General features: G+C 71.8%; 22 protein-coding genes. 9 read left to right on the forward strand and 13 right to left on the reverse strand.

Translation table 11 applies throughout. From position 1 onward, the window contains the following. Window positions 1-891: a LysR substrate-binding domain-containing protein gene (locus tag DFR72_RS02585; RefSeq protein WP_090064215.1), complete on the reverse strand. Its 891-nt coding sequence runs from the start codon at window positions 889-891 to the stop codon at window positions 1-3. 78 nt (window positions 892-969) lie between these two features. Here DFR72_RS02585 and DFR72_RS02590 point away from each other — a divergent pair, with 78 nt between their 5' ends. From DFR72_RS02590 to DFR72_RS02605, 4 genes are all read left to right on the forward strand, one after another. Further along, a complete protein-coding gene (locus DFR72_RS02590; RefSeq protein WP_090064214.1) occupies window positions 970-2,184 on the forward strand; it encodes an acetyl-CoA C-acetyltransferase in 1,215 nt (404 codons plus the stop codon). Between the two features lie 31 nt (window positions 2,185-2,215). Then, entirely contained in the window at window positions 2,216-2,464 is a 249-nt protein-coding gene (locus DFR72_RS02595; protein WP_090064213.1) for a hypothetical protein, read from the forward strand. Between the two features lie 126 nt (window positions 2,465-2,590). Then, on the forward strand, window positions 2,591-3,367 hold the full coding sequence (locus DFR72_RS02600; RefSeq protein ID WP_090064212.1) for a CoA transferase subunit A: 777 nt from the start codon (window positions 2,591-2,593) through the stop codon (window positions 3,365-3,367). Window position 3,368: 1 nt separating this feature from the next. After that, window positions 3,369-4,016, forward strand: a complete 648-nt coding sequence (locus DFR72_RS02605; protein ID WP_090064211.1) for a CoA transferase subunit B — start codon at window positions 3,369-3,371, stop codon at window positions 4,014-4,016. Here the strand turns inward: DFR72_RS02605 and DFR72_RS02610 are convergent. Further along, a complete protein-coding gene (locus DFR72_RS02610) occupies window positions 4,009-4,779 on the reverse strand; it encodes a class I SAM-dependent methyltransferase (RefSeq protein ID WP_245982551.1) in 771 nt (256 codons plus the stop codon). The two genes, DFR72_RS02605 and DFR72_RS02610, sit on opposite strands and share 8 nt — an antisense overlap. A gap of 122 nt (window positions 4,780-4,901) precedes the next feature. On the opposite strand from DFR72_RS02610, the gene DFR72_RS02615 reads away from it, so the two are divergent. Both DFR72_RS02615 and DFR72_RS02620 read left to right on the forward strand, forming a co-directional pair. Continuing rightward, on the forward strand, window positions 4,902-5,489 hold the full coding sequence (locus tag DFR72_RS02615; RefSeq protein ID WP_090064567.1) for a TetR family transcriptional regulator: 588 nt from the start codon (window positions 4,902-4,904) through the stop codon (window positions 5,487-5,489). 41 nt (window positions 5,490-5,530) lie between these two features. Then, entirely contained in the window at window positions 5,531-6,031 is a 501-nt protein-coding gene (locus tag DFR72_RS02620) for a mycothiol transferase (protein WP_090064566.1), read from the forward strand. 27 nt (window positions 6,032-6,058) lie between these two features. Here DFR72_RS02620 and DFR72_RS45305 read toward each other — a convergent pair whose 3' ends face one another. The 8 genes from DFR72_RS45305 to DFR72_RS02655 all read right to left on the reverse strand — a co-directional run bounded on the left by DFR72_RS45305 (window position 6,059) and on the right by DFR72_RS02655 (window position 11,673). After that, entirely contained in the window at window positions 6,059-6,229 is a 171-nt protein-coding gene (locus tag DFR72_RS45305) for an RGCVC family protein (RefSeq protein ID WP_170176100.1), read from the reverse strand. 232 nt (window positions 6,230-6,461) lie between these two features. Further along, window positions 6,462-7,331 (reverse strand): transglutaminase-like domain-containing protein, encoded by an 870-nt coding sequence (locus tag DFR72_RS02630; RefSeq protein ID WP_211335270.1) that lies wholly within the window; start codon window positions 7,329-7,331, stop codon window positions 6,462-6,464. Beyond that, entirely contained in the window at window positions 7,328-7,483 is a 156-nt protein-coding gene (locus tag DFR72_RS45310; RefSeq protein ID WP_090064208.1) for a DUF6307 family protein, read from the reverse strand. The genes DFR72_RS02630 and DFR72_RS45310 overlap by 4 nt, the downstream gene beginning before the upstream one ends. Continuing rightward, on the reverse strand, window positions 7,480-8,013 hold the full coding sequence (locus DFR72_RS02635; protein WP_177224513.1) for a DUF5994 family protein: 534 nt from the start codon (window positions 8,011-8,013) through the stop codon (window positions 7,480-7,482). The genes DFR72_RS45310 and DFR72_RS02635 overlap by 4 nt, the downstream gene beginning before the upstream one ends. Before the next feature lie 202 nt (window positions 8,014-8,215). Next, window positions 8,216-8,683: a DUF6292 family protein gene (locus tag DFR72_RS02640; protein WP_090064207.1), complete on the reverse strand. Its 468-nt coding sequence runs from the start codon at window positions 8,681-8,683 to the stop codon at window positions 8,216-8,218. An 86-nt stretch (window positions 8,684-8,769) separates the two neighbouring features. Beyond that, a complete protein-coding gene (locus tag DFR72_RS02645) occupies window positions 8,770-9,615 on the reverse strand; it encodes an SDR family NAD(P)-dependent oxidoreductase (RefSeq protein ID WP_245982454.1) in 846 nt (281 codons plus the stop codon). Between the two features lie 557 nt (window positions 9,616-10,172). Continuing rightward, window positions 10,173-10,463, reverse strand: coding sequence for a DUF4342 domain-containing protein (locus tag DFR72_RS02650; protein WP_090064206.1), 291 nt, complete (start codon window positions 10,461-10,463; stop codon window positions 10,173-10,175). Window positions 10,464-10,557: 94 nt separating this feature from the next. Continuing rightward, complete coding sequence (locus DFR72_RS02655; RefSeq protein ID WP_090064205.1) at window positions 10,558-11,673, reverse strand: DNA alkylation repair protein; 1,116 nt, start codon at window positions 11,671-11,673, stop codon at window positions 10,558-10,560. 252 nt (window positions 11,674-11,925) lie between these two features. Between DFR72_RS02655 and DFR72_RS02660 the strand changes: the two genes are divergently transcribed. The 3 genes from DFR72_RS02660 to DFR72_RS02670 all read left to right on the forward strand — a co-directional run bounded on the left by DFR72_RS02660 (window position 11,926) and on the right by DFR72_RS02670 (window position 16,778). Continuing rightward, window positions 11,926-12,711 carry a GAF and ANTAR domain-containing protein gene (locus DFR72_RS02660; protein WP_245982456.1) on the forward strand — a complete coding sequence of 262 codons (786 nt, stop codon included), beginning with the start codon at window positions 11,926-11,928 and terminating at the stop codon, window positions 12,709-12,711. Between the two features lie 141 nt (window positions 12,712-12,852). Beyond that, window positions 12,853-15,564, forward strand: a complete 2,712-nt coding sequence (locus DFR72_RS02665) for a SpoIIE family protein phosphatase (protein WP_090064204.1) — start codon at window positions 12,853-12,855, stop codon at window positions 15,562-15,564. After that, window positions 15,561-16,778 carry a PP2C family protein-serine/threonine phosphatase gene (locus tag DFR72_RS02670; RefSeq protein WP_090064203.1) on the forward strand — a complete coding sequence of 406 codons (1,218 nt, stop codon included), beginning with the start codon at window positions 15,561-15,563 and terminating at the stop codon, window positions 16,776-16,778. Before DFR72_RS02665 ends, DFR72_RS02670 begins: the two co-directional genes overlap by 4 nt. A gap of 61 nt (window positions 16,779-16,839) precedes the next feature. On the opposite strand, the gene DFR72_RS02675 is transcribed toward DFR72_RS02670, so the two are convergent. From DFR72_RS02675 to DFR72_RS02685, 3 genes are all read right to left on the reverse strand, one after another. Next, window positions 16,840-17,628, reverse strand: a complete 789-nt coding sequence (locus tag DFR72_RS02675; RefSeq protein WP_245982458.1) for an SDR family NAD(P)-dependent oxidoreductase — start codon at window positions 17,626-17,628, stop codon at window positions 16,840-16,842. A gap of 76 nt (window positions 17,629-17,704) precedes the next feature. Continuing rightward, a complete protein-coding gene (locus tag DFR72_RS02680; RefSeq protein WP_143086661.1) occupies window positions 17,705-17,986 on the reverse strand; it encodes an AAC(3) family N-acetyltransferase in 282 nt (93 codons plus the stop codon). Between the two features lie 122 nt (window positions 17,987-18,108). Next, window positions 18,109-19,302 (reverse strand): glycosyltransferase, encoded by a 1,194-nt coding sequence (locus DFR72_RS02685; protein WP_090064200.1) that lies wholly within the window; start codon window positions 19,300-19,302, stop codon window positions 18,109-18,111. Window positions 19,303-19,415 lie beyond the last annotated feature (113 nt).

Genomic DNA, 19,415 nt, shown 5'->3' on the forward strand with positions numbered 1-19,415 from the left:
TCAGCGCGCCCGTTCCTGCCACTGCACCAGCAGGCCGAGCGCCCTCGCGACGACCGGCGAATCGTCGCCGACCCGCACGGCGGCCACGAGGTCGATGCCCCGGTTCCCGGCCAGCGGCCGGTAGGTCGTGCCGGGCACGCCGAGCTCCGCCACGGGTTCCGGGACCACGGCCACGCCGAGTCCGGCGGCCACGAAGGTGACGAGCGTCGAGGTTTCCGCCACCTCGTGGCGGATCCTCGGTTCGAACCCGGCCGAGCGGCACAGCTCCGTGACGATCCCGTGCATGACGGAACGGCCGCGCGACGCGTGCACGATCAGGTCCTCCTCGCGCAGGTCCGCGATCTTCAGCCGCTTGCGCCGCGCGAGCCGGTGGTCCACGGGCAACGCCACGATGAGCCGGTCGCGCCGCACCACGCTCACCCGCGCCGCCTCGTCCTCGACCGGCGGGCGCAGCAGGGCGAGGTCGATGCGGCGGGCGAGCAGGGACTCGAGCTGGTCCGGTGCCAGCATCTCGCCCCGGAACACGAAGTCGACGGCCGGCAGCGCTTCGCGCAGGGCACGGGCGAACGCGGGCAGCAGGCTGTAGGTGGCCGAGCCGACGCACCCCACGACCAGGCGGCCCTGCATCCCGTCGGCCACCCGCCGCGCCTCCGCCCCGGCGGCGTCGACGGCGGCCAGCACGGCTCGGGCGCGTCCGAGGTAGACCGCCCCGGCGTCGGTCAGGTCGACCTTGCGGGTGGTGCGGTGCAGCAACGTCACCCCGAGCTCGGCCTCCAGCTGCTGGATCTGCTGGGAGAGCGGCGGTTGCGCCATGTGCAGGCGTGCGGCAGCACGGCCGAAGTGCCGTTCCTCGGCGACCGCGACGAAGTAGCGCAGGTGACGAAGCTCCACTCGTTGATACTCCCAGAGTCTCAGTGTTCGCCAAATGAGTATTTCTGCATATGACCGAACCGCACTAGCGTCGAGGGCATGACCGACGTCGTGATCTGCGAACCCCTCCGCACCCCGGTCGGACGGTTCGGCGGTGCGCTCGCCTCCCTGAGCGCCGCCGACCTGGCCACCGCCGTGCTCACGGAACTGGTGCGGCGCACGGGCCTGCGGGAGGGCGACGTCGACGACGTGGTGCTCGGCCAGAGCTACCCGAACGGCGAGTCGCCGGCCATCGGCCGCATCGCGGCCCTGGACGCGGGCCTCGGCACCGGCGTCCCCGGCCTGCAGATCGACCGCCGCTGCGGGTCGGGCCTCCAAGCCGTGCTGTACGCGGCAGCGCAGGTCGCGACCGGCGCGGCGAACGTCGTCGTGGCGGGCGGCGCCGAGTCCATGTCGCAGGTGGAGCACTACGCGCTGGGACTGCGCACCGGCGTCCGCAGCGGTGGCGTCCAGCTGGTGGACCGCCTCGACCGGGCCAGGGAGACGGCCGGTGGCCGGTTCCACCCCGTGGCGGGCGGCATGCTCGAAACCGCGGAGAACCTCCGCCGCGAGTACGGCATCTCACGCGCCGAACAGGACGAGTTCGCGGTGCGCTCACAGCAGCGCTGGGGTGCCGCCGACAAGGCGGGCCGCTTCGCCGACGAACTCGTGCCGGCGACCGTGCCCGGCCGCCGCGGCAAGCCCGACCTCGTCGTCGGCCGCGACGAACACGCCCGCCCGGACACGACGCTCGACGACCTCGCCGCGTTGCGGCCGGTGAGACTGAAGCTCGACCCGGAGTCCACGGTCACCGCGGGCAACGCGAGCGGCCAGAACGACGGCGCCGCGCTGTGCGTGGTCACCACGCGCGCGGAAGCCGAGAAGCGCGGCCTGCGGCCCGTGCTCGCTCTCAGGTCCTGGGCCGTGGCCGGGGTCGGACCGGAGGTCATGGGCATCGGCCCCGTCCCGGCCACCGCCGCCGCGCTCGGCCGGGCCGGACTCACCCTCGACGACATGGACGTGATCGAGCTCAACGAGGCGTTCGCCGCCCAGGTGCTCGCCTGCCTGCGCGAGTGGAAGCTCGATCCAGCCGACGACCGGCTCAACCCCAACGGTTCCGGCATCTCGCTCGGGCATCCGGTAGGTGCGACCGGAGCGCGGATCCTGGCGACGCTCGCGCACGAGATGGGCCGCCGCGGCAGCCGCTACGGCCTGGAGACGATGTGCATCGGCGGCGGTCAGGGGCTGGCCGCCGTCTTCGAGGCGGTGCGCTGATGAGCGTCACGGTCGTTGAGGCGGTGCACTGATGAGCGCTGCGGTTGTCGAAGCCCTCGCCGGCGATCTCGTCGGGCTGCCCGGCCGGCTGGACGTGGAGGAGGCGCACCTGGCCGGACTGTCGCTGGAGGACACGACCGTGCTGCGCGTGGACATCGGCAACCCAGGACGCATCGACCGGCTCGCGGTCCCGGTACGACTCGACGCCGGCGATCCTCTACGACCTGCCCACCCCGCAGCGAGTCGCTCGACTCACTGCTGCCCGCGCGATTCCTCCTGACGCAACGCGCGATCCCCGGTTTTGGTTCCCGCTCTGTCCACAGGCTACCGAAGTCCGGATAACCGCAGGTCAGCCAACAACCAGCCTGTGGACAACTCACGATCATGCCAAGAAGGAGATCCACTGATGAGCCTGGACAAGGTGGTCGGCGGACCGGCCGAAGCCGTGGCCGGCATCCGGTCCGGCGCGAGCGTCGCGGTCGGGGGGTTCGGGCTCGCGGGCATTCCGTGGTTCCTCATCGAGGCGCTGCTGGAGCAGGGGGCCGACGACCTCACGATCGTGTCCAACAACTGCGGTGTGGACGGCGCCGGGCTCGGGCTGTTGCTCGAGCACCGCCGCATCAGCCGGGTCGTCGCGTCCTACGTCGGTGAGAACAAGGAGTTCGCGCGCCAGTACCTGGGCGGAGAGCTGACGGTGGAGCTCACTCCACAAGGGACGCTCGCCGAACGGCTGCGCGCCGGGGGGTCCGGGATCGGCGCCTTCTACACGCCTACCGGCGTCGGGACGCTCGTGTCCGAGGGTGGCCTGCCCTGGCGCTACCACCCGGACGGCACCGTCGCGCTCGCCTCTCCGCCCAAGGAGGTGCGCACGTTCCACGGCAAGGAGATGGTGCTGGAGGAGTCGATCGTCACCGACGTGGCGCTCGTGCGCGCCGCCGTTGTCGACCGGGCCGGGAACTGCGTGTTCCACGCTGCCGCGCGCAACTTCAACCCCGCCGCCGCGATGGCCGGGCGGTTCACCGTCGTCGAGGCCGAGGAAGTGGTCGAGGTCGGCGGGATCGATCCTGACCAGGTGCACCTGCCGGGTGTCTTCGTGCAGAGCGTTGTCGCGCTCACCCCGGAACAGGCGACCCGCAAGGACATCGAGAAGCGCACCACCCGCGCACGCCAGGAGGAGAACTGACATGGCCTGGACCCGCGACCAGATGGCCGCCCGTGCCGCGCTCGAACTGCGCGACGGCGAGTACGTCAACCTCGGCATCGGCCTGCCCACGCTCATCCCCGACCACCTGCCGGCGGACTCGGCGGTGACGCTGCACGCGGAGAACGGCATCCTCGGCGTCGGGCCGTTCCCCTACGACGACGAGGTCGATCCTGACCTGATCAACGCGGGCAAGCAGACCGTCAGCGTGGTGCCGGGGGCGTCGTTCTTCGACTCCCCCACCAGCTTCGCGATGATCCGCGGCGGCCACATCGACACCGCGGTGCTCGGCGGCATGCAGGTCTCCGCGCACGGCGACCTCGCCAACTGGATGGTGCCCGGCGCGATGGTCAAGGGCATGGGCGGGGCCATGGACCTCGTCAGCGGCGCCCGCCGGGTGATCGTCCTGATGGAACACGTGTCGCGCGCCGGTGAGCCGAAGCTGGTCGGCACGTGCACCCTGCCGCTGACCGGACGCGGGGTCGTCTCCCGCGTCATCACCGACCTGGCCGTGCTCGACGTCGCCGACGGCGCCTTCCGGCTGGTCGAACTCGCGCCCGGCAGCACGGTCGAGGGCGTGGTGGCGAGCACGGGGGCACCGGTGCTGGCCGGAGAGCTCAGCGTCAGCTGAGCTCCGACCGGCGCGCGGTGAGGCCCCAGGTGGCGTACGGCAGCGTGACGGTGCCGCCCATCCCGTCGACCGCGGTACCCAGGGCGGCCACCACCTCGGCCAGCCGCTCCGGTGGCAGGGTGGTGAGACCGCCGGAGGTCGGCACCAGGTCCAGCAGTTCTTCGCGGCTGTACGTGCGTTGCCAGTCGTGGCGCCACAACTCGGGCTCGTCGAACCCGCCGGCCTCGCGGATGCCTTCGGCGGCCCGCGCGTACAGGCCCTGGTATGCGTCCAGGGCCGGCACCTCCGGCCGGCCGGTGAAGCTCAGCGGCGAGTCCGGTGCCACCCGCCGGTACGCCTCGTGGAGGGCATCCGCCAGGGCGGGTGGAAGCTGGTACACGTGTCCGAACGGCGCCAGCACGCCTCCCGGCCGCAGGACCCGTGCCGCCTTGGCCGCGCCCGCCACCGGGTCGACCCAGTGCCAGGCCGTGCCGGAGACGACCGCGTCGAAGGTGCGGCCCGCGGGCTCCCACTCCTCGAACGTCGCCACCTCGACGTCGAGGCCGGTGCGTCGGGCGAAGCCGGCCATGCGCCGGTCGGGCTCGACACCGAGCACCGTGCGGCCGGCGGCCCGGAACTGGCGGGCCTCGATGCCGGTCCCGCATCCCACGTCGAGGAAGCCGGGGCCCGGGCTCGCGGAGACGATCCGCTCGATCATCGCCTCGGGGTACTCGGCCCGGGTTCGGTCATAGCGTTCGGGATCCACCCCGAACGACTCCGCCACGCGACGGTGCCGATGAGGTTCCGGTGCAGGTGACGACGGTAGAGTGACCATGTGCCCACTCTAGTGGGCAACCGCCCATTAGAGTGCCGCAGTTCGCTCTCAGCGATCCAAGAGGAGGCGTGGTGCCGACTGGCGTTGCGTTGCGCGACCCGCGTCAGCAGCTGTTCGACGCCGCCGGCCGCGTCCTGGTCCGGGACGGGGCCAGCGAGCTGACCAGTCGGGCCGTCACCACCGAGGCGGGCGTCGCCAAGGGCGTCCTGCACCGGTACTTCGCCGACTTCGACGCCTTCCTCACCGAACTGGTGCTCGACCGCATCGCACAGGTCGAGGTGCAGGCCGCCGCGCTGCGGGACGTGGCGGGCACCGGCACGGTCGCCGGCAACCTGACCAGCGCCCTGATCACCGGTTTCGACCCGGTCGGGGTGGCCGTCGTGGTGCTCGTCATCGCGCGGGACGAACTGCGCACGCGGCTGCGTGCGGCGGGCACGGCCCGGTTCCCGCTCGTCGGCGAGGTCACGGCCATGGTCGCCGGGTACCTGACGGCCGAGCGCGACCTCGGCCGGATCGCGGCCGACGCCGACGTCGACGTGCTCGCCCCCACGGTGATCGGCGCCGCGCACCTGCAGTTCACCGAGCACGAGGACGACCCCGCGAAGTCCGAGGCCGTGCGGAAGGTCGTGACCGCGGTCCTGGCCGGCGCCGTGCGCTGAGTGGACGGACGCCGGCGGGGGTACACGGGATCATGAGTGAGATCAGTGCGACGGACGTGCTGCTGGACGGGTTCGACCGGGTCCGGCAGGCGGTCACGCGACTTCTCGAAGGCCTGTCCGCCGACCAGCTCGCGCACCGGGTGAACGACTCGGCGAACTCGATCGCCTGGCTCGTCTGGCACCTGACCCGAGTGCAGGACGACCACGTCGCCGACCTGGCGGGCAGCGAGCAGGTGTGGACCGGCGGCGGCTGGTCCGAGCGGTTCGGCCTGCCGCTCCCCGCCGAGGACACCGGCTACGGCCACGACGCCGGACAGGTCGCCGCGGTGGTCGCACCGGCCGGCCTGCTGCTCGGGTACCACCAGGCCGTGCACGAGCGCACCGAGAAGTACCTGCGCGGCGTCGAGGCCGGAGATCTGGCGGTGGTGATCGACGAGTCGTGGGACCCGCCGGTCACCCGCGCGGTGCGACTGGTCAGCGTGCTCGAGGACGACCTCCAGCACGCCGGGCAGGCCGCCTTCGTGCGCGGACTGCTCGACTAGCTCATAAACCGTTGGTGCTCAACGCTTTCAGCCGCAGATGCAGCCTCGCGTGAGCGCGGAGACCGTGGTCGCCGTGCAGTAGCGCGCACCGAGCGGGTCGTGCTCGCGCCACAGGTGGGGACACACCACGCAGGTCGCGTCGTTGTCGAGAGAGCTCACATCGTTGTCGAGGGTGGTGGTGGTGACTGATTCAGGCATGCGGTTGCTCCGATGATCGGCGCTGGAACGGAAGAACGGACTCGTCAGCGCGTACGCCTGGCCGGGGAGCAAGGCGCGGTGGTGCAGAGCTCGGCCGAGGTCATCTCGGCGCTCCCGCCTCCAGCCTGACCGGCCGGGCTTGCTGATGCGCCCAAGGCGGCACCAGCTCGAGCGCTGCTGCACGAAGAACCCTCGGTAGCCCCCACCGTACTCCGCCACCGGTGGAGCCCGCTCAGCGCCACGTCGGTGCCAGGTCCTCTTCCGCCTGGACCACCATCGACTCCAGCAGCGGGCCACCGAACGTGGTGACCATGGCGACGTCGGCCGCGTCCCGGCCCCGGCCGATGACGACGCGGCCCTTGCGGGGCTCGTTGTTGCGCGGGTCGAAGGTCCACCAGCGGTCGCCCAGCCAGACCTCCATCCACGCCGCGAAGTCCATCGCCGCGTCGCCGGGCGGCACGTCCAGGTCCGGCAGGTAGCCGAAGACGTACCGGGCGGGGATGTTGAGGGCGCGGCAGAACGAGATCGCCAGGTGCGTGAAGTCGCGGCACACGCCGAAACCGGCCGCGTTGACGTCGGCCGCGGTGGACAGGGCGGTGGAGGTGCCGTAGCCGAAGCTCAGCGACTCGTGGACGTGCCGGCAGATCTCGCGCACCCGGCCGTAGCCCGGCGGATGGGCACCGAACCGCGACCAGGCCTCGTCGCCGAGCACGTCGGACACGCAGTACCGGCTCGGCAGGGTGTACACCAGCACGTCGTCCGGCAGGCCGTCGGGCAACGTCTCCGGCACGGTCTCGTCCACGTCCTCCGTCCGGTCCGGCACGTCCACCCACGCGTTGTAGTGCACTGTGGACAGACCGGCGGGAAGCACGACGCGGGTGTTGCGGTTGCCGTACAGGTCCAGGTGGTGCCGCATGGGCACGTCCGGCTGCACGTCCAGGTGCTCCTGGCTCACCCGCACGTCCGCGTTCCACAGCGGCCGCACGAGGAACACCGCGGGTGTGGGCACCTCGGCGCGGTAGGTGAACGCGCAACCGACGCGGAGCAGCCGGGTGCCCCACGTCAGCTGTGCCGCGCCAGTGCCGTAATGGCGCGAGTTCAACGCACCCGCTCCGGTATGTGGTCCAGGGCGCGCAGGACGCGCGTCGCGAGATCCCGTGCCGCCTTGCCGTCGAGCTCGGCCTGGTCGGTCAGCACGTCCTGCACCATCTGGAGCCTGCGCTCGTACGCGGATGTGTAGGTCGGTGTGGTCATCGAACTCCTCGGAACGTCTGTTCGGGTATGCGGGTGCCGCCGGCTGCCACGACGTCCACTGTGGACTCGCTCACCTCGGCACCGCGGAGCAGGACCTCGACGGTGTCGGTGTTCTCGCGGTGGGCGGCGCGCATCATGGACCGGTGGGCGGCGGAAGGGTCGGTGTCCGGCGGGACGAGGAGCAGCGTCAGGCGGCGCCGGTCTCCCGCGACGACGTCCACGGTGTGCGGGGGCCTGGACCAGAACCCGCCGAGCCGCACCCGGACGCCGCCCACGGCGATCTGGCGTGGCGCGGTGTCCCACTCGGTCAGGTTGTAGCTCACCCGCGGGATGTCGCCCAGCCGAACTGCCAGCACCGCGAGCAGCGCCGGCAGTTCGGCGGCGAGGTCCCGGGAACGCGGCCACCACGCACCGTCGACATGCCCCGCGGAGAGCGCATTCGGCCGCAGCCGCAATCGCAGCGGAGTCCGGAGCTGCTCGGTGGCCGTGACGGCCTGAGGGGTCATGGAAAGGTGAGGAGCCGACGTCATGCCGGGACTCCCGTCTCCGGCCCGATGAGGACCGGTTCAGGTTTCGCCGAGTGCGACGTGAGCTTGAGTGCTCAGGTGCGAGATGCTCTCAGCAGAATCGACACTACACCGTTTCCCGCATGATCGGCCGAAAAAAGACTTTCGTTTCCGAAAATGACGATCCGCCATTCGCGCGAAATCTTCCGGCAAAAAACGCGCAACATCAGGGTGCGTAGCGTTCCATGCACTCCGCGAGGTCCGACCACCCCATGAGGCTCGGGCTCGCCACGGGCACCTGACGGACGCCGGGGCGCGTCATGGACTCGGCCACGAGACCGGCCACCGCCTCCGGTGCCTGCACGATGGCCCCGGACAGGCGGCCGAGCACGATCAGCGGCTCGGCCGGGTCGGTCTCGATCGACACCGCCCAGCCGTGCGTCGCGCTCCAGACGAGCATGACGTCGCGATCCGGATGAGCCACCGCACGGCAGCCGAGCGCGATGTACGCCGTGGCGGTGTCGGTGACCTCGAAGCTGGCGCCTTCACGCGGCACGCCGAGGGCCTCGGCGACCTTCCACACGTACCGCTCGAGGGCCCCGGCCAGCAGGTGAGTGCCCTCCGACGTGGCGGCCGGCGCGACGGTCCGGCGGCGTGAGACTCGATCATCACTGATGGGCGCGGTCACTGCCATGCGACTCCGTGTTCCTCAGATCGCTGCGGACCCACAGCGGGCGGACTCACAGACCGCGGAGGTGACGAAGCGAGTGGACGAGCCGATCAACGACTCTGCACCCCCACTGTAACCGCTCGGAACGGAGCGGAGCATTCTCCGGCGGCCGTTCCGGCGTGTGTCCTCGGCCTCCGTCGCCGTCGCACGGCGGCTCGCCTCCGCGTGGCCGGCGTCGCCGCGGCGTCGATGTGGACGTCCCGGCGCCCGTCGGCCGCAACGGAAAAGCAGTCGATTCCCGACAATGAACAGAGGCGTTTCCCGTCGCGAGTGATTTTTGTGCCGCGCCGCCGGCGAGCAATGGTCATTGCGCGCCGGAAACCGCGCGAACCGGTCGGCATGGCTGGACGACGAGCCGCTGGGCACGAACTCCTTGGCGGCGTCGCGCTCGATCTCCTCCCAGGTCTCGCCCAGCCGTTCGCCGGCGCCTGGTTCGTCAGCCACTCGCGGACCGAGTCGACCATGATCGCGCCCGGTGAGACCACGTTGGAGGTCACGCCGGTCTCCTCGAGCTCTGGCGCCAGCGAGACGGCGAGGCTGTGCCGGGCGGCCAGGGTTGCGCCGCAGTGGGGCTGGATCGCGATCGGCTGGGAGCCGAGGCCGCCGCCGATCTGGACGACCCTGCCCCGGCCGCGGGCGCGCATGCCGGGGACGAAGCGCTGGATCATCCGCACCGCGGACAGCACGTTGGTCTCGTAGATGTCCCGCCACACGTCCGGGGTCGCGTCCTGCCGGCCGACGTGGCCGCAGACGCCGGCGTTGTTCACCAGCACGTCGATCTCACCGGCTGCCGCGGCGACCGCGCCGGCGTCGGTCGCGAGGTCGCCGATCGCCGCCGCCGCGGCACCGATCCCGTCCGCGACGGCCTGGGCGCGGGCCTCGTCGCGGCCGTGCACGACGACCTCCGCTCCCCCCGCGGCCAGCAGCCGTGCGATCGCCTCCCCAGGCCCGAACTCGAGCCCGTGACCAGGGCGCGCTTGCCCGCCAGGCGGCCGGGGTCAGCGCGATGCTGGTGAACCGCTGCTTCGGGTCCAAGGAGGGGCTGTTCGCCGAGGTCGCCGAGGTGTCGATGACCGACCGCACGGTGTTGGGCGGCGACCCGGAGACCCTGGCACGGGACATCGCCGCCGCGCTGGTGCGCCGCACCGGACCGGCGGCGGACGACCTCTCCCCGTTCCTGCTGATGCTCAGGTCGGCGGCCAACCCGCGCGCCGCCGAGGTCCTGCGCGAGAACATCGAGCGGCACGTCGAGACCCACCTGTACGACGTCGCGCCCGAGACCCGCGGCACGGAGCGCGCTGGCCCTGATCGCGGGATTCTGGTTGCTGCGCAAGGTGATCGGCAGCACCACGTTGAACGAGACCGACGAGGAGACTCTCGCCGTCACCCTGCGGCAGCTCTTCGAACTCCTGCTGCCCTGACGCCCCCTCGCGGGTGCGGCGGACGCTTGTGGCTACACCCGCTCGGACTCGACCGTCGTCACGGTCTGGTCGGCGGGCGCCTCGCGGCTCTCCAGCGAGATCCCGCACTTGCCGACCAGCGCGACACCGGCACCGATCGTCGTGACCACCGGGGCGGCGAACGCGGCGATCAACCCGAGGGCCACCGGCACCTCGAGCACCACGTCGTCCTTGCTGTCCCGCACGACGACGCGACGGTTGAAGCCCTCGCTGACCAGCCCTCGCACGGCGTCGACCACCGAGTCGACGGAGGTCTGGGTGGACTCGGGCCTGGATTCGCTCATGATTCTCCTCGCACTGCGGATGTCCCTTGACGACTCCAGGGTGCCCGCGGCGGAGAGCCGTGCCATCAGGGTTTCCCCCTGACCTCCACCTGATCTATCCCCCACCCTCGGCGGCCACGAGCATGAACTCGGCGCGTCCGGAGCGCACTCCGTTGACCTGCAGTTCGACGGCGTGCTGACCGGGGTGGTATCGGCGCGTGGTCAGCACCCGGAACGAGTGTGCGCGGCTGAGCTCGTAGGTCTCGCCGGGTTCGACTGTCCTGGTGGTGAGCTTGAAGGTCTTGCCGGTGAGGGTGCCGTTGGCCTTGAGGTGGTGCACGACGTAGTCGATCACCAGCCGGGCGGGCTCCTGGCCGAGGTTGCGCACCGAGCCGGTGAACGACAGCGTCTCCCCGATCGCCACGGTGCCGGAGGTGAGCAGCGGGCCGGTCACGTCCAGGTGCGCGGAGGTGAACCCCAGCAGCGCCAGCGCGCCGGGATGGCCTTGCTTGACGAGCGTGCGCAGACCGTGGCGCACGACGCGTTCGGTGTTGGCGTCGGGCGCGGCCATCCACGCGGCCGCGGTCGCGACGACGAGGTCGGGGTCGCGGCGGCTGATGTCGTTGAGGTGGTTGGCGACCGAGCGCCGCACGTACTCGCTCTCGTCGCGGTACAGCGCGTCGAGGATCGGCAGCGTCGCCTTGGGGTCGGCCAGGACACCGGGCACGCGGACCGCCCACGGCAGCAGCGGGCGCGTTCCCTCCGAGGCGAGCCGGCGCACGTCCGCCGACTCCGAACGGGTCCACGGCCCGATCGCGTCCAACGCCCGCCCGAGGTCCTGGTTGAGCAGGGCGCGCAACGCGAACTCCGAGGTCAGCCGGGGCGTCAGCTCCGCCAGCAGTGCGAGCGCGTCGTCGAACGCCTCCACGCCGCCCTCGCCGATCGCCTTGGCGGCGACGGCACTGGTGACCGGCCAGATCAGCCATCCGGTGAACGACGGCGCCCCGGCGGCCGCGGCGCGCACGGTCTGTGCGAACGAGGCGTAGTCACCCGGCAGGTCGGCGAGCAGCGCGTCACGGACGAGGTCACTGCGCTCCCTGAGCGCCAGCGGCGCCAGGGCGGTCTCGGCCGCGCGCAGCCGGGGCAGGCGCGCTCGCGGCACCGCGGTGCGCAGGGCGGCGGTGAGGGCACGAACGGTCTGGGCACCGATCAGCTCATCGGCGAAGGGCATGTCGTTCTCCGCCGGAGACTGGTCCGGAGCAGGGGGAAACCAGGCAGGGCAACGCTTTCGCGCTGCGGCGGCCAGGAGCGGCGGGCATGGCCGGGATCCTACCGGCACGAACGCGGAGATGTGATCTTCGCCGGATCGGTCTCCGCGCCTTTCCGCAGGCGTGCGCGACGAATCGCGCAGGCTCTAACATTCCCTGCGAGCGCGTTGAGCGACCAGCGCCGCGAACTCGTTTCCGGCGAGAGGACCGGCGCAATGGACGACCTGACGATGCCACCGAGCCACGACGGCGCACCCACCGCCGGAGCGGATCGGCAGGACCCGGTGGAGCGGCTCGACGACGCGACCGACGCGTTGACGATGCTGCGGGACGGTTTCTCCGGCGAGGAACCGCTCGACGACGTGCTGCAGCGGCTCAGCGAGACCGCCACGAGAGCGGTGCAGGACGCCGACGCGGTCACCGTCACCGTGAACCCAGAGGAACCGAGAACCGCGGCCGCCAGTGACGCAGGGCTGGTCGACATCGACGAGAAGCAGTACAGCTCCAACCGCGGTCCGTGCCTGGAGGCCGCCCGCACGCGCCGGGCCGTGCGTGCGGTGGTCGGGGACAACAGGGACAGCTGGCCCGAGTTCGACGCGGCCGCCGAGCAGCACGGCGTGCGCGCCTACCTGTCCGTGCCGATCCTGCTCCCGGCTTCGGACGACAGCGACGCCAAGCACGTCGGGTCGCTCAACATCTACAGCTACAAGGCCACGGCCTTCGACCCGTTCGACGAAGGCGTGATGCGGCTGTTCACCACCGCCGCCAGCGCCGCGATCGACAACGCCCACCGCTCGCAGCGCTCCCGCGACCACATCGCGCACCTCGAGACCGCGCTCGTCTCGCGCGCGGTCATCGACCAGGCCAAGGGCGTGCTCATGGCGGTGCACTCGTGCACCGCGGACGAGGCCTTCGCCATGCTCGTGCAGGACTCCCAGAAGCGGAACGTCAAGCTGCGCGAGGTCGCGCAGGGCCTGATAGACAGCGTCGCCCCGCACTGAGCCGCCCGCCGACGTTTGGCGGGCCCCCGCGCGGCAAACCCGTCCGCCATGACGGAGATGCAAGGGCCCGCACGCATGCGTCCGGCGAACCTCGGACGCGTGCGGTTCGCCGCGCCGTCGCCGGCGTGACAGGCTTTTGACATGGGCACCGCCGGACACGAGATCGACTCCGACCGACTGCGCGGGCTCGTGCACAACCTCGGTGTGGTGTTCTGGGCGGCCGACGCCCGGATCCGCGAGCTGACCTTCGTGTCGAGCTACGTCGAGCAGCTGCTCGGCCATCCCGTCCGGCGCTGGCTCGAGGAGCCGGGGTTCTGGCGTTCGGTCGTGCACCCCGACGACCGCGAGAGGTCCGAGCGGGAACGGTGGCAGCGAGCCGCCGACCGCGACGACTACGACCTGAGCTACCGCGCGCTCACCACCAAGGGCGAAGTGGTGTGGCTGCACGAGAAGGTCCACGTGGAGCGGGACGAGGCGGGCGTGCCGCGAGTGCTCCAGGGCGTCGTCATCGACGTCACAGGCCAGCGCGTCGCCGCCGAGAGAGAGCGGTTCCTCGCCGTGCTGGACCGGGAGTCGCAGCGGCTCGACGACGCCGACGACCTCATGGCGCTGGCGACGCGGCTGCTCGGCGAGCACCTCGCCGTCGACCGGTGCGCGTACGCGAGGACGGAGGAGGACGAGAACCACTTCGTCATGAGCGGCGACCACGCCACCGGGCTGCCGCCGTTACCGGGACGGTTCGCCATGCGCGCGTTCGGCGCGGGCGCGCTGGAGGCGATGCGGGCGGGAGAGCCGTGGGTGGTCGTGGACAGCGGCAACGACCCGCGGCTCGACGAGGACGACCTGGCCGCCTACGCGGTCACGGGCATCCGCGCGGTGATCTGCCTGCCCCTGCTGCGCGGCGGCCGGTTCGTCGCGGCCATGGCCGTGCACCAGGCGCACCCGCGGCAGTGGACCCAGGACGAGATCGACCTCGTGTCCGTCGTGGTCAACCGTTGCTGGGAGTCGTTGCAGCGTGCGCACTCCGACCGTGCTCTGCGTGACAACGAGCAGCGCCTGCGCCTCCTGATCGAGCGGGCCGTCGACTGCATCTGGGTCCTCGACGGCGAACGGCGGTTCGTCGAGATCAACCCGGCGGCCTGCACGTTGCTGGGCTACCGGCGCGAGGAGCTGATCGGGCGCCGCGCCGAGGAGCTGTTCGTGCTCGGCGACGACGGCCGGGAACCGCCGCACGACCAGGAGCAGGCCGGGGTCTGGAACCTGCGCTGTGCCGACGGCTCGATCGTCGCGCTGGAACTCAGCGTCCAGGTCACGCCGGGCGGGCTGCAGGCCATCGGGCGCGACGTGACCGAGCGGCAGCGCACCGAGGCCGAGCGCGAGCTGCTGCTGCAGCGCGAACACGAGATCGCCACCACGTTGCAGCGCAGCCTGCTGCCCCGCGAGCTCCCGGCGCTGGAGCGCCTCGCCACCTCCGCCCGCTACCTGCCCGCGTCGAGTCACGCGCAGATCGGCGGTGACTGGTACGAGGTGCTCCCGATCGGCGGCACGGTGGCCGGGATGTCGGTCGGCGACGTCGTCGGCTCCGGCCCGACTGCCGCGGCCGTGATGGGACAGCTCCGCAGCGCCCTGGCCGGTTTCCTGGTCGACGGGCACTCCCCCGCCGCCGCGCTGGAACGACTCGACGCCTTCGCCTCGAGGGTGAACGGCGCCACCGGCAGCACCTGCGTGTGCATCACCTTCGACTGGGCCACCGGAAGGTTGTGCTGGGCCAGCGCTGGGCACCCGCCGCCGCTGGTGGCCGACCAGGGCGGGGCCCGGTTGCTCGCGAACCACACCGGTGCGGTGCTGGGCACCCCGGGACGTGCCCGGTACGAGGAGCACAGCACGGTCCTCGCCCCCGGCGGGTCGATCGTGCTCTACACCGACGGCCTGGTCGAACGCAGGGGCGTCGTCGTCGACGAGGGTCTCGACCGGCTGCTCGCCGTGGTGGCGCAGGCGCACCACCAGGGGCCCGCCGAACTGACCGGCACGATCGTCGGCGCGCTGCTCGCGGACGGCCACAGCGACGACGTCGCGCTCGTCGTCGCCCGCCACCTGCCGGCGCCCCTGCGCGTGACGTCGCCCGCCGAGCCGGGCCGGCTCTCGGGCCTGCGGGGTGCCGTGTCCGAGTGGGCGGTCGCCGCGGGGCTCTCCGACGACCTCGCCTACGACCTCGTGCTGGCTTACGGAGAGGCCACCGCGAACGTCGTGGACCACGCGTATCCCGGCGCCGCGGGCACTTTCGACACCGAGATCGCGCACCGGGACGGCGCCGTGCACGTCACCGTCCGGGATCACGGCGCGTGGCGTCCGGAGCCCGAGGACCCAGGTCATCGCGGCCGCGGGCTGAAGATGATCCGGGCCATGGCCGACGAGGTCGAGCTCGACGCGGACAACACGGGCACGACGGTCCGATTCCGGTTCTCCACCTCACCGGCGGCCGCAGCCCCGGCACCGCCGCTCGCCGAGCCGTCCGACGTGATCGGGCTCGACGTGCGGGAGGCTCCCGACGGCACGCAGGTGCTCCACCTCACCGGCGACCTGGACACGCACACCTCCGGCGGCCTGCGCGCACCACTGCTGGCCCACATCGGCGCCCGGCCCGACAGCCCGGTCTGCATCGACCTCACCCGTCTCGGCTACCTGAGCAGTTGCGGCGTCGCACTGCTCCTCGAGGCAGCGGACGGCGCGCGGCGAGCCGGGCGGACGATCAGCGTGACCTGCCTGTGCGGCAGCGCTCCGGACCGCATCCTCGCGTTGTCGGGCCTGCGCGACGTCCTCTCGGTGAGCAGCCGGCCCGGGGGCTTCACGTGACCGAGAAGGCCGAGGCCTGGAACGCCGCGTTCCGCCACATCATCAACGGCGCCCACCTGTCGACGGCCGGCGATCTCGCGGCACTGCTGGACGAGGCCGCCGCCCAGGTGGACATCACCGCGCAGCTGTACGTCGTCGACATGGGACAGCAGTGGCTGCGCTCGATCCGTCCCGAGGGAGGACCGCCACCGTTGCGGGTGGAGGCGACCACGGCCGGACGCGCGTTCCAGCGGACCGACATCATCGCCGTGGGCGGCTCGCCCCCGTCCCTGTGGCTGCCGTTGCTGAACGGCACCGAGCGGCTCGGCGTGCTCCAGACGACGCTGCACGGCGACAGGGACCCCGACGACCGGTCGATCCGCGAGCACTGCTGGGAGCTGGCCGGGCTGCTCGGGCATCTCACCACGAGCAAGCTCCACTACAGCGACTTCCTGCACGTCCTGCGCCGCACCACGCCGTTCTCGGTGGCGTCCGAGCTGCTGTGGCAACTGCTGCCACCGCAGACGTTCGCCTGTGACCAGCTGACGGTGACGGCGTTGATGGAGCCCTATCACTCCGTGGGCGGCGACGGCTACGACTACGCCGTCGACAACGGACGCGCGCACGTCTCGATCTTCGACGCGACGGGTCACGACGTGCACGCGGGCCTCACCACCGCGGTGGCGCTGGCGGCGACCCGCAACGCCCGCCGCAACGGCCTCGGGCTCCTCGAAGCGGCCGAACTGGCCGACCAGGCCGTGCGGCAGCAGGCGACCGAGGGCCTCAGGGCTCCGTTCGCGACGGCCGTGCTCGCCGATCTCGACCTCGCCACCGGGGCGTTGCGGTACGTCGTCGCGGGGCATCCGCCGGCCCTGCTGTTGCGCGGCGGCAGGATGGTCAAGTCGCTGAGGAGCTCGATCCACGTGCCGCTCGGGCTCGGCCACCTCGCCAGGACGCCGCGGCAGCTCGGGCGTGAACAGCTCCAGCGCGGCGACCGGATCCTGCTGCACACCGACGGCGTCACCGAGGCACGCGACCCGCAGGGCGAGGAGTTCGGCGTGGAACGCCTGGTCGACCTGACCGAACGGCACGAGGCGGCCGGCCTGCCCGCCCCCGAGACGCTGCGCCGGGTGTCCCGCGCGGTGCTCGACCACCAGCACGGGCACCTGCAGGACGACGCCACCCTGCTCCTGCTGGAGTGGAGCAGGACCGCGGCGCGCAACGTGCTCCCCTGAGCTCGTGCGATGCCGCCGCCTGGCTGTGTGACGGCATCGCACGAGGTCCACACTGGAGGGCCTACGACTCCGCGGAGCCGGGTTCGGACATCTTGCGGTGAGCCTTGGCCTTCACCGGGTCCGGCAGCGCCCGTCCCGCGACCGCCTGCGCCTTGTTCTTCACCGAACCGGCGACGACGTGGTCCTCGCCCTTCATCAACGCCTCGAACCCCTGGCGCGCGACCTGAGCCGGATCGTCCTTGGCGCCCTGGGCGACCTTGGTGTCCTGCATGCCCGCGCGGTCGAAGAAGTTCGTGTCCGTCGGACCGGGCATCAGCGTGGTGACGCTGACACCGGTGTCCTTCAGCTCCTCGCGCAGCCCCTGCCCGAACGAGGCGAGGAACGCCTTCGACGCCGCGTACACCGTCTGGAACGGCCCCGGGGTGGTGGCCGCGATCGACGACGTGAACAGCACGCGCCCTTCCTTGCGGTCCACCATGTCCGCGAGCACGCGGTGCGTCAGGTGCACGGCGGACGTGACGTTCAGGTTGACGATCTCCAGGTTGTCGTCCACCGACGTGTCGCGGACGAAATCACCGCCGACGCCGACCCCGGCGTTCACCGCGAGCGCGTCGACCGGCCGCCCGCTCGTCCTGATGCGCGCCACGAGGTCCTCGACACCCTGGTACGACGTGAGGTCGACCTGCACGGCGTCCACCTGGACACCATGGCCCCGAAGCTCCTCGCCGACCGTGTCGATCGCGTCGTCCTCCGCCGCGATCACGAGATCGTAACCGTTGTCCGCGAACACCTTCGCGAGCTCGAGACCGATACCGCTCGACGCTCCCGTCACGACTGCCTGTGGGTTCACCGATCCTCCTCCAGAGCGCGTGGCCAACACCACCGAGGTACCCCGGAAGGGGCACGGCATTCACCCGGTGCCGGGCTCATCGCCGCAGGAGCTGTGCGAGCCGGTGCCGGGCGAAGTCGATGAACGGCACGGCCTCGACCACCCCGCAGCGGGCGGCGCCGACGGCCTGGCGCCGAGCCGGACCGCGCTCGGCCGACTCGGCACCGATGCGCGAGTAGTGGTGCCGGAAGGAGTCGCGGTTGTGGCCCGCGCCCAGCAGCGAGGACCAGGGCCGAAGCACACGGACGGTGACAGCGGCGTTCCGGCCGCAGCCGGTGGGTGCGGTGGCCGCGGACATCGCCGAGGGCTGAGTCCTCACCCTGCCCACCTCGGCCCTCGTCGTCGCCGCCGCGTACGGCGTGGTGGTGTTGGTGCGAGTACGGCCCGGCACCGATCCCGCTGTCCACTGTGGACAGCGAGATGTTCCTGTTCTGACAACGATCACCGCACCATCGCCAGCGACTGCCGGACGACGCGCAGGTACAGGTGCTCGGTCCTCCGCGCGACCTCGCCCCAGGTGTAGCAGGCGGAGACCCGATCGGCCCCGGCGGTGCCGTAGACGTGGCGCCGGGAGCCGTCCGCGAGCAGCACCCGCAGTTCCTTCGCGAGCCGTTTCGGGTCTCGTGGCGGCACCAGCTTCCCGGTGACGCCGTCCACCACGGTGTCGAGGAGCCCGCCGACCGCCGAGGCGACCACCGGCAGGCCGCACGCCATCGCCTCCAGCGGCACGATGCCGAACGGCTCGTACCACGGCACGCAGGCGACGACCTCGGCCGAGCGCAGCAAGTCCGGCATGTCCTGGCGGGCCACCTGGCCTGCCAGCTCGACGCGGTCGCGCACCCCGAGGGCCTCCGCGTGCGCGAGCAGTCGCTGCGCCTCGGGATCCGACCGCAGCTTGCGGGCGGGCGGTCCTCCCGCGATCACCAGCTCGGCGTCCGGCACCATCCGCAGGGCGGTGATCAGGTCCTCGAAACCCTTGCGCGGCACCAGCCTGCCGACCGACACGATCCGGCGCGGGCGCGGAGAGGCCGCGGCCGGGTGGAACAGCTCCGGATCGACGCCGCACGGCACGACGGCGGTGCGCGTGCGGCGGATTCCCATCCGCACCAGCTCGTTCACCTCGTCGCCGCAGGTCGCGGCGATCAGATCGGCGTTCTTGCCGATCATCCGCTCGATCGCGATCCGCTGCGCAGGGCTGGTGTCCGCCTCGCTCTGGTGGCGGCGTTTCACGGTGCCCAGAGCGTGGAAGGTCTGCACCACCGGCACTTCGACGTCACGCGCCGCCATCGCCGCGGCGAAGCCGGACATCCAGAAGTGCGCGTGCACGACATCGGGCGGCGCGGCACGCCAGTCCGCGGCCAGAAAGCGGGCGAACTCCCCCATGAACGGCAGGAGTTCGTCCTTGGGCACGTGTTCCGCCGGTCCGGCGGGCACGTGCACCACTTCGTAGCCGGCCTTGGCACGCACCCGGTCGGGGATTTCGCGGTTGTCACGCCGTGTGTAGACCACGACCTCGTGTTCGCGCGCCACCAGCGCTTCCGAAAGCGCGGCCACGTGCACGTTCTGCCCACCGGCGTCGACCTCGCCCAGCACCGCCAGCGGGCTGGCGTGCTCGGACACCATCGTGATCCTCATGCCCCTCACCTCCGTCGTACAGCCGGTCGCCGACCGATCGGCAGCTGCATCGCGTCGTCACGATCGAAGTGCCCTGCGGCGGAAGTCCGGTCCACAGAGGAGATCTATCCCCG

This window comes from Lentzea flaviverrucosa (assembly GCF_003350445.1).
Lineage (GTDB): Bacteria > Actinomycetota > Actinomycetes > Mycobacteriales > Pseudonocardiaceae > Lentzea > Lentzea californiensis.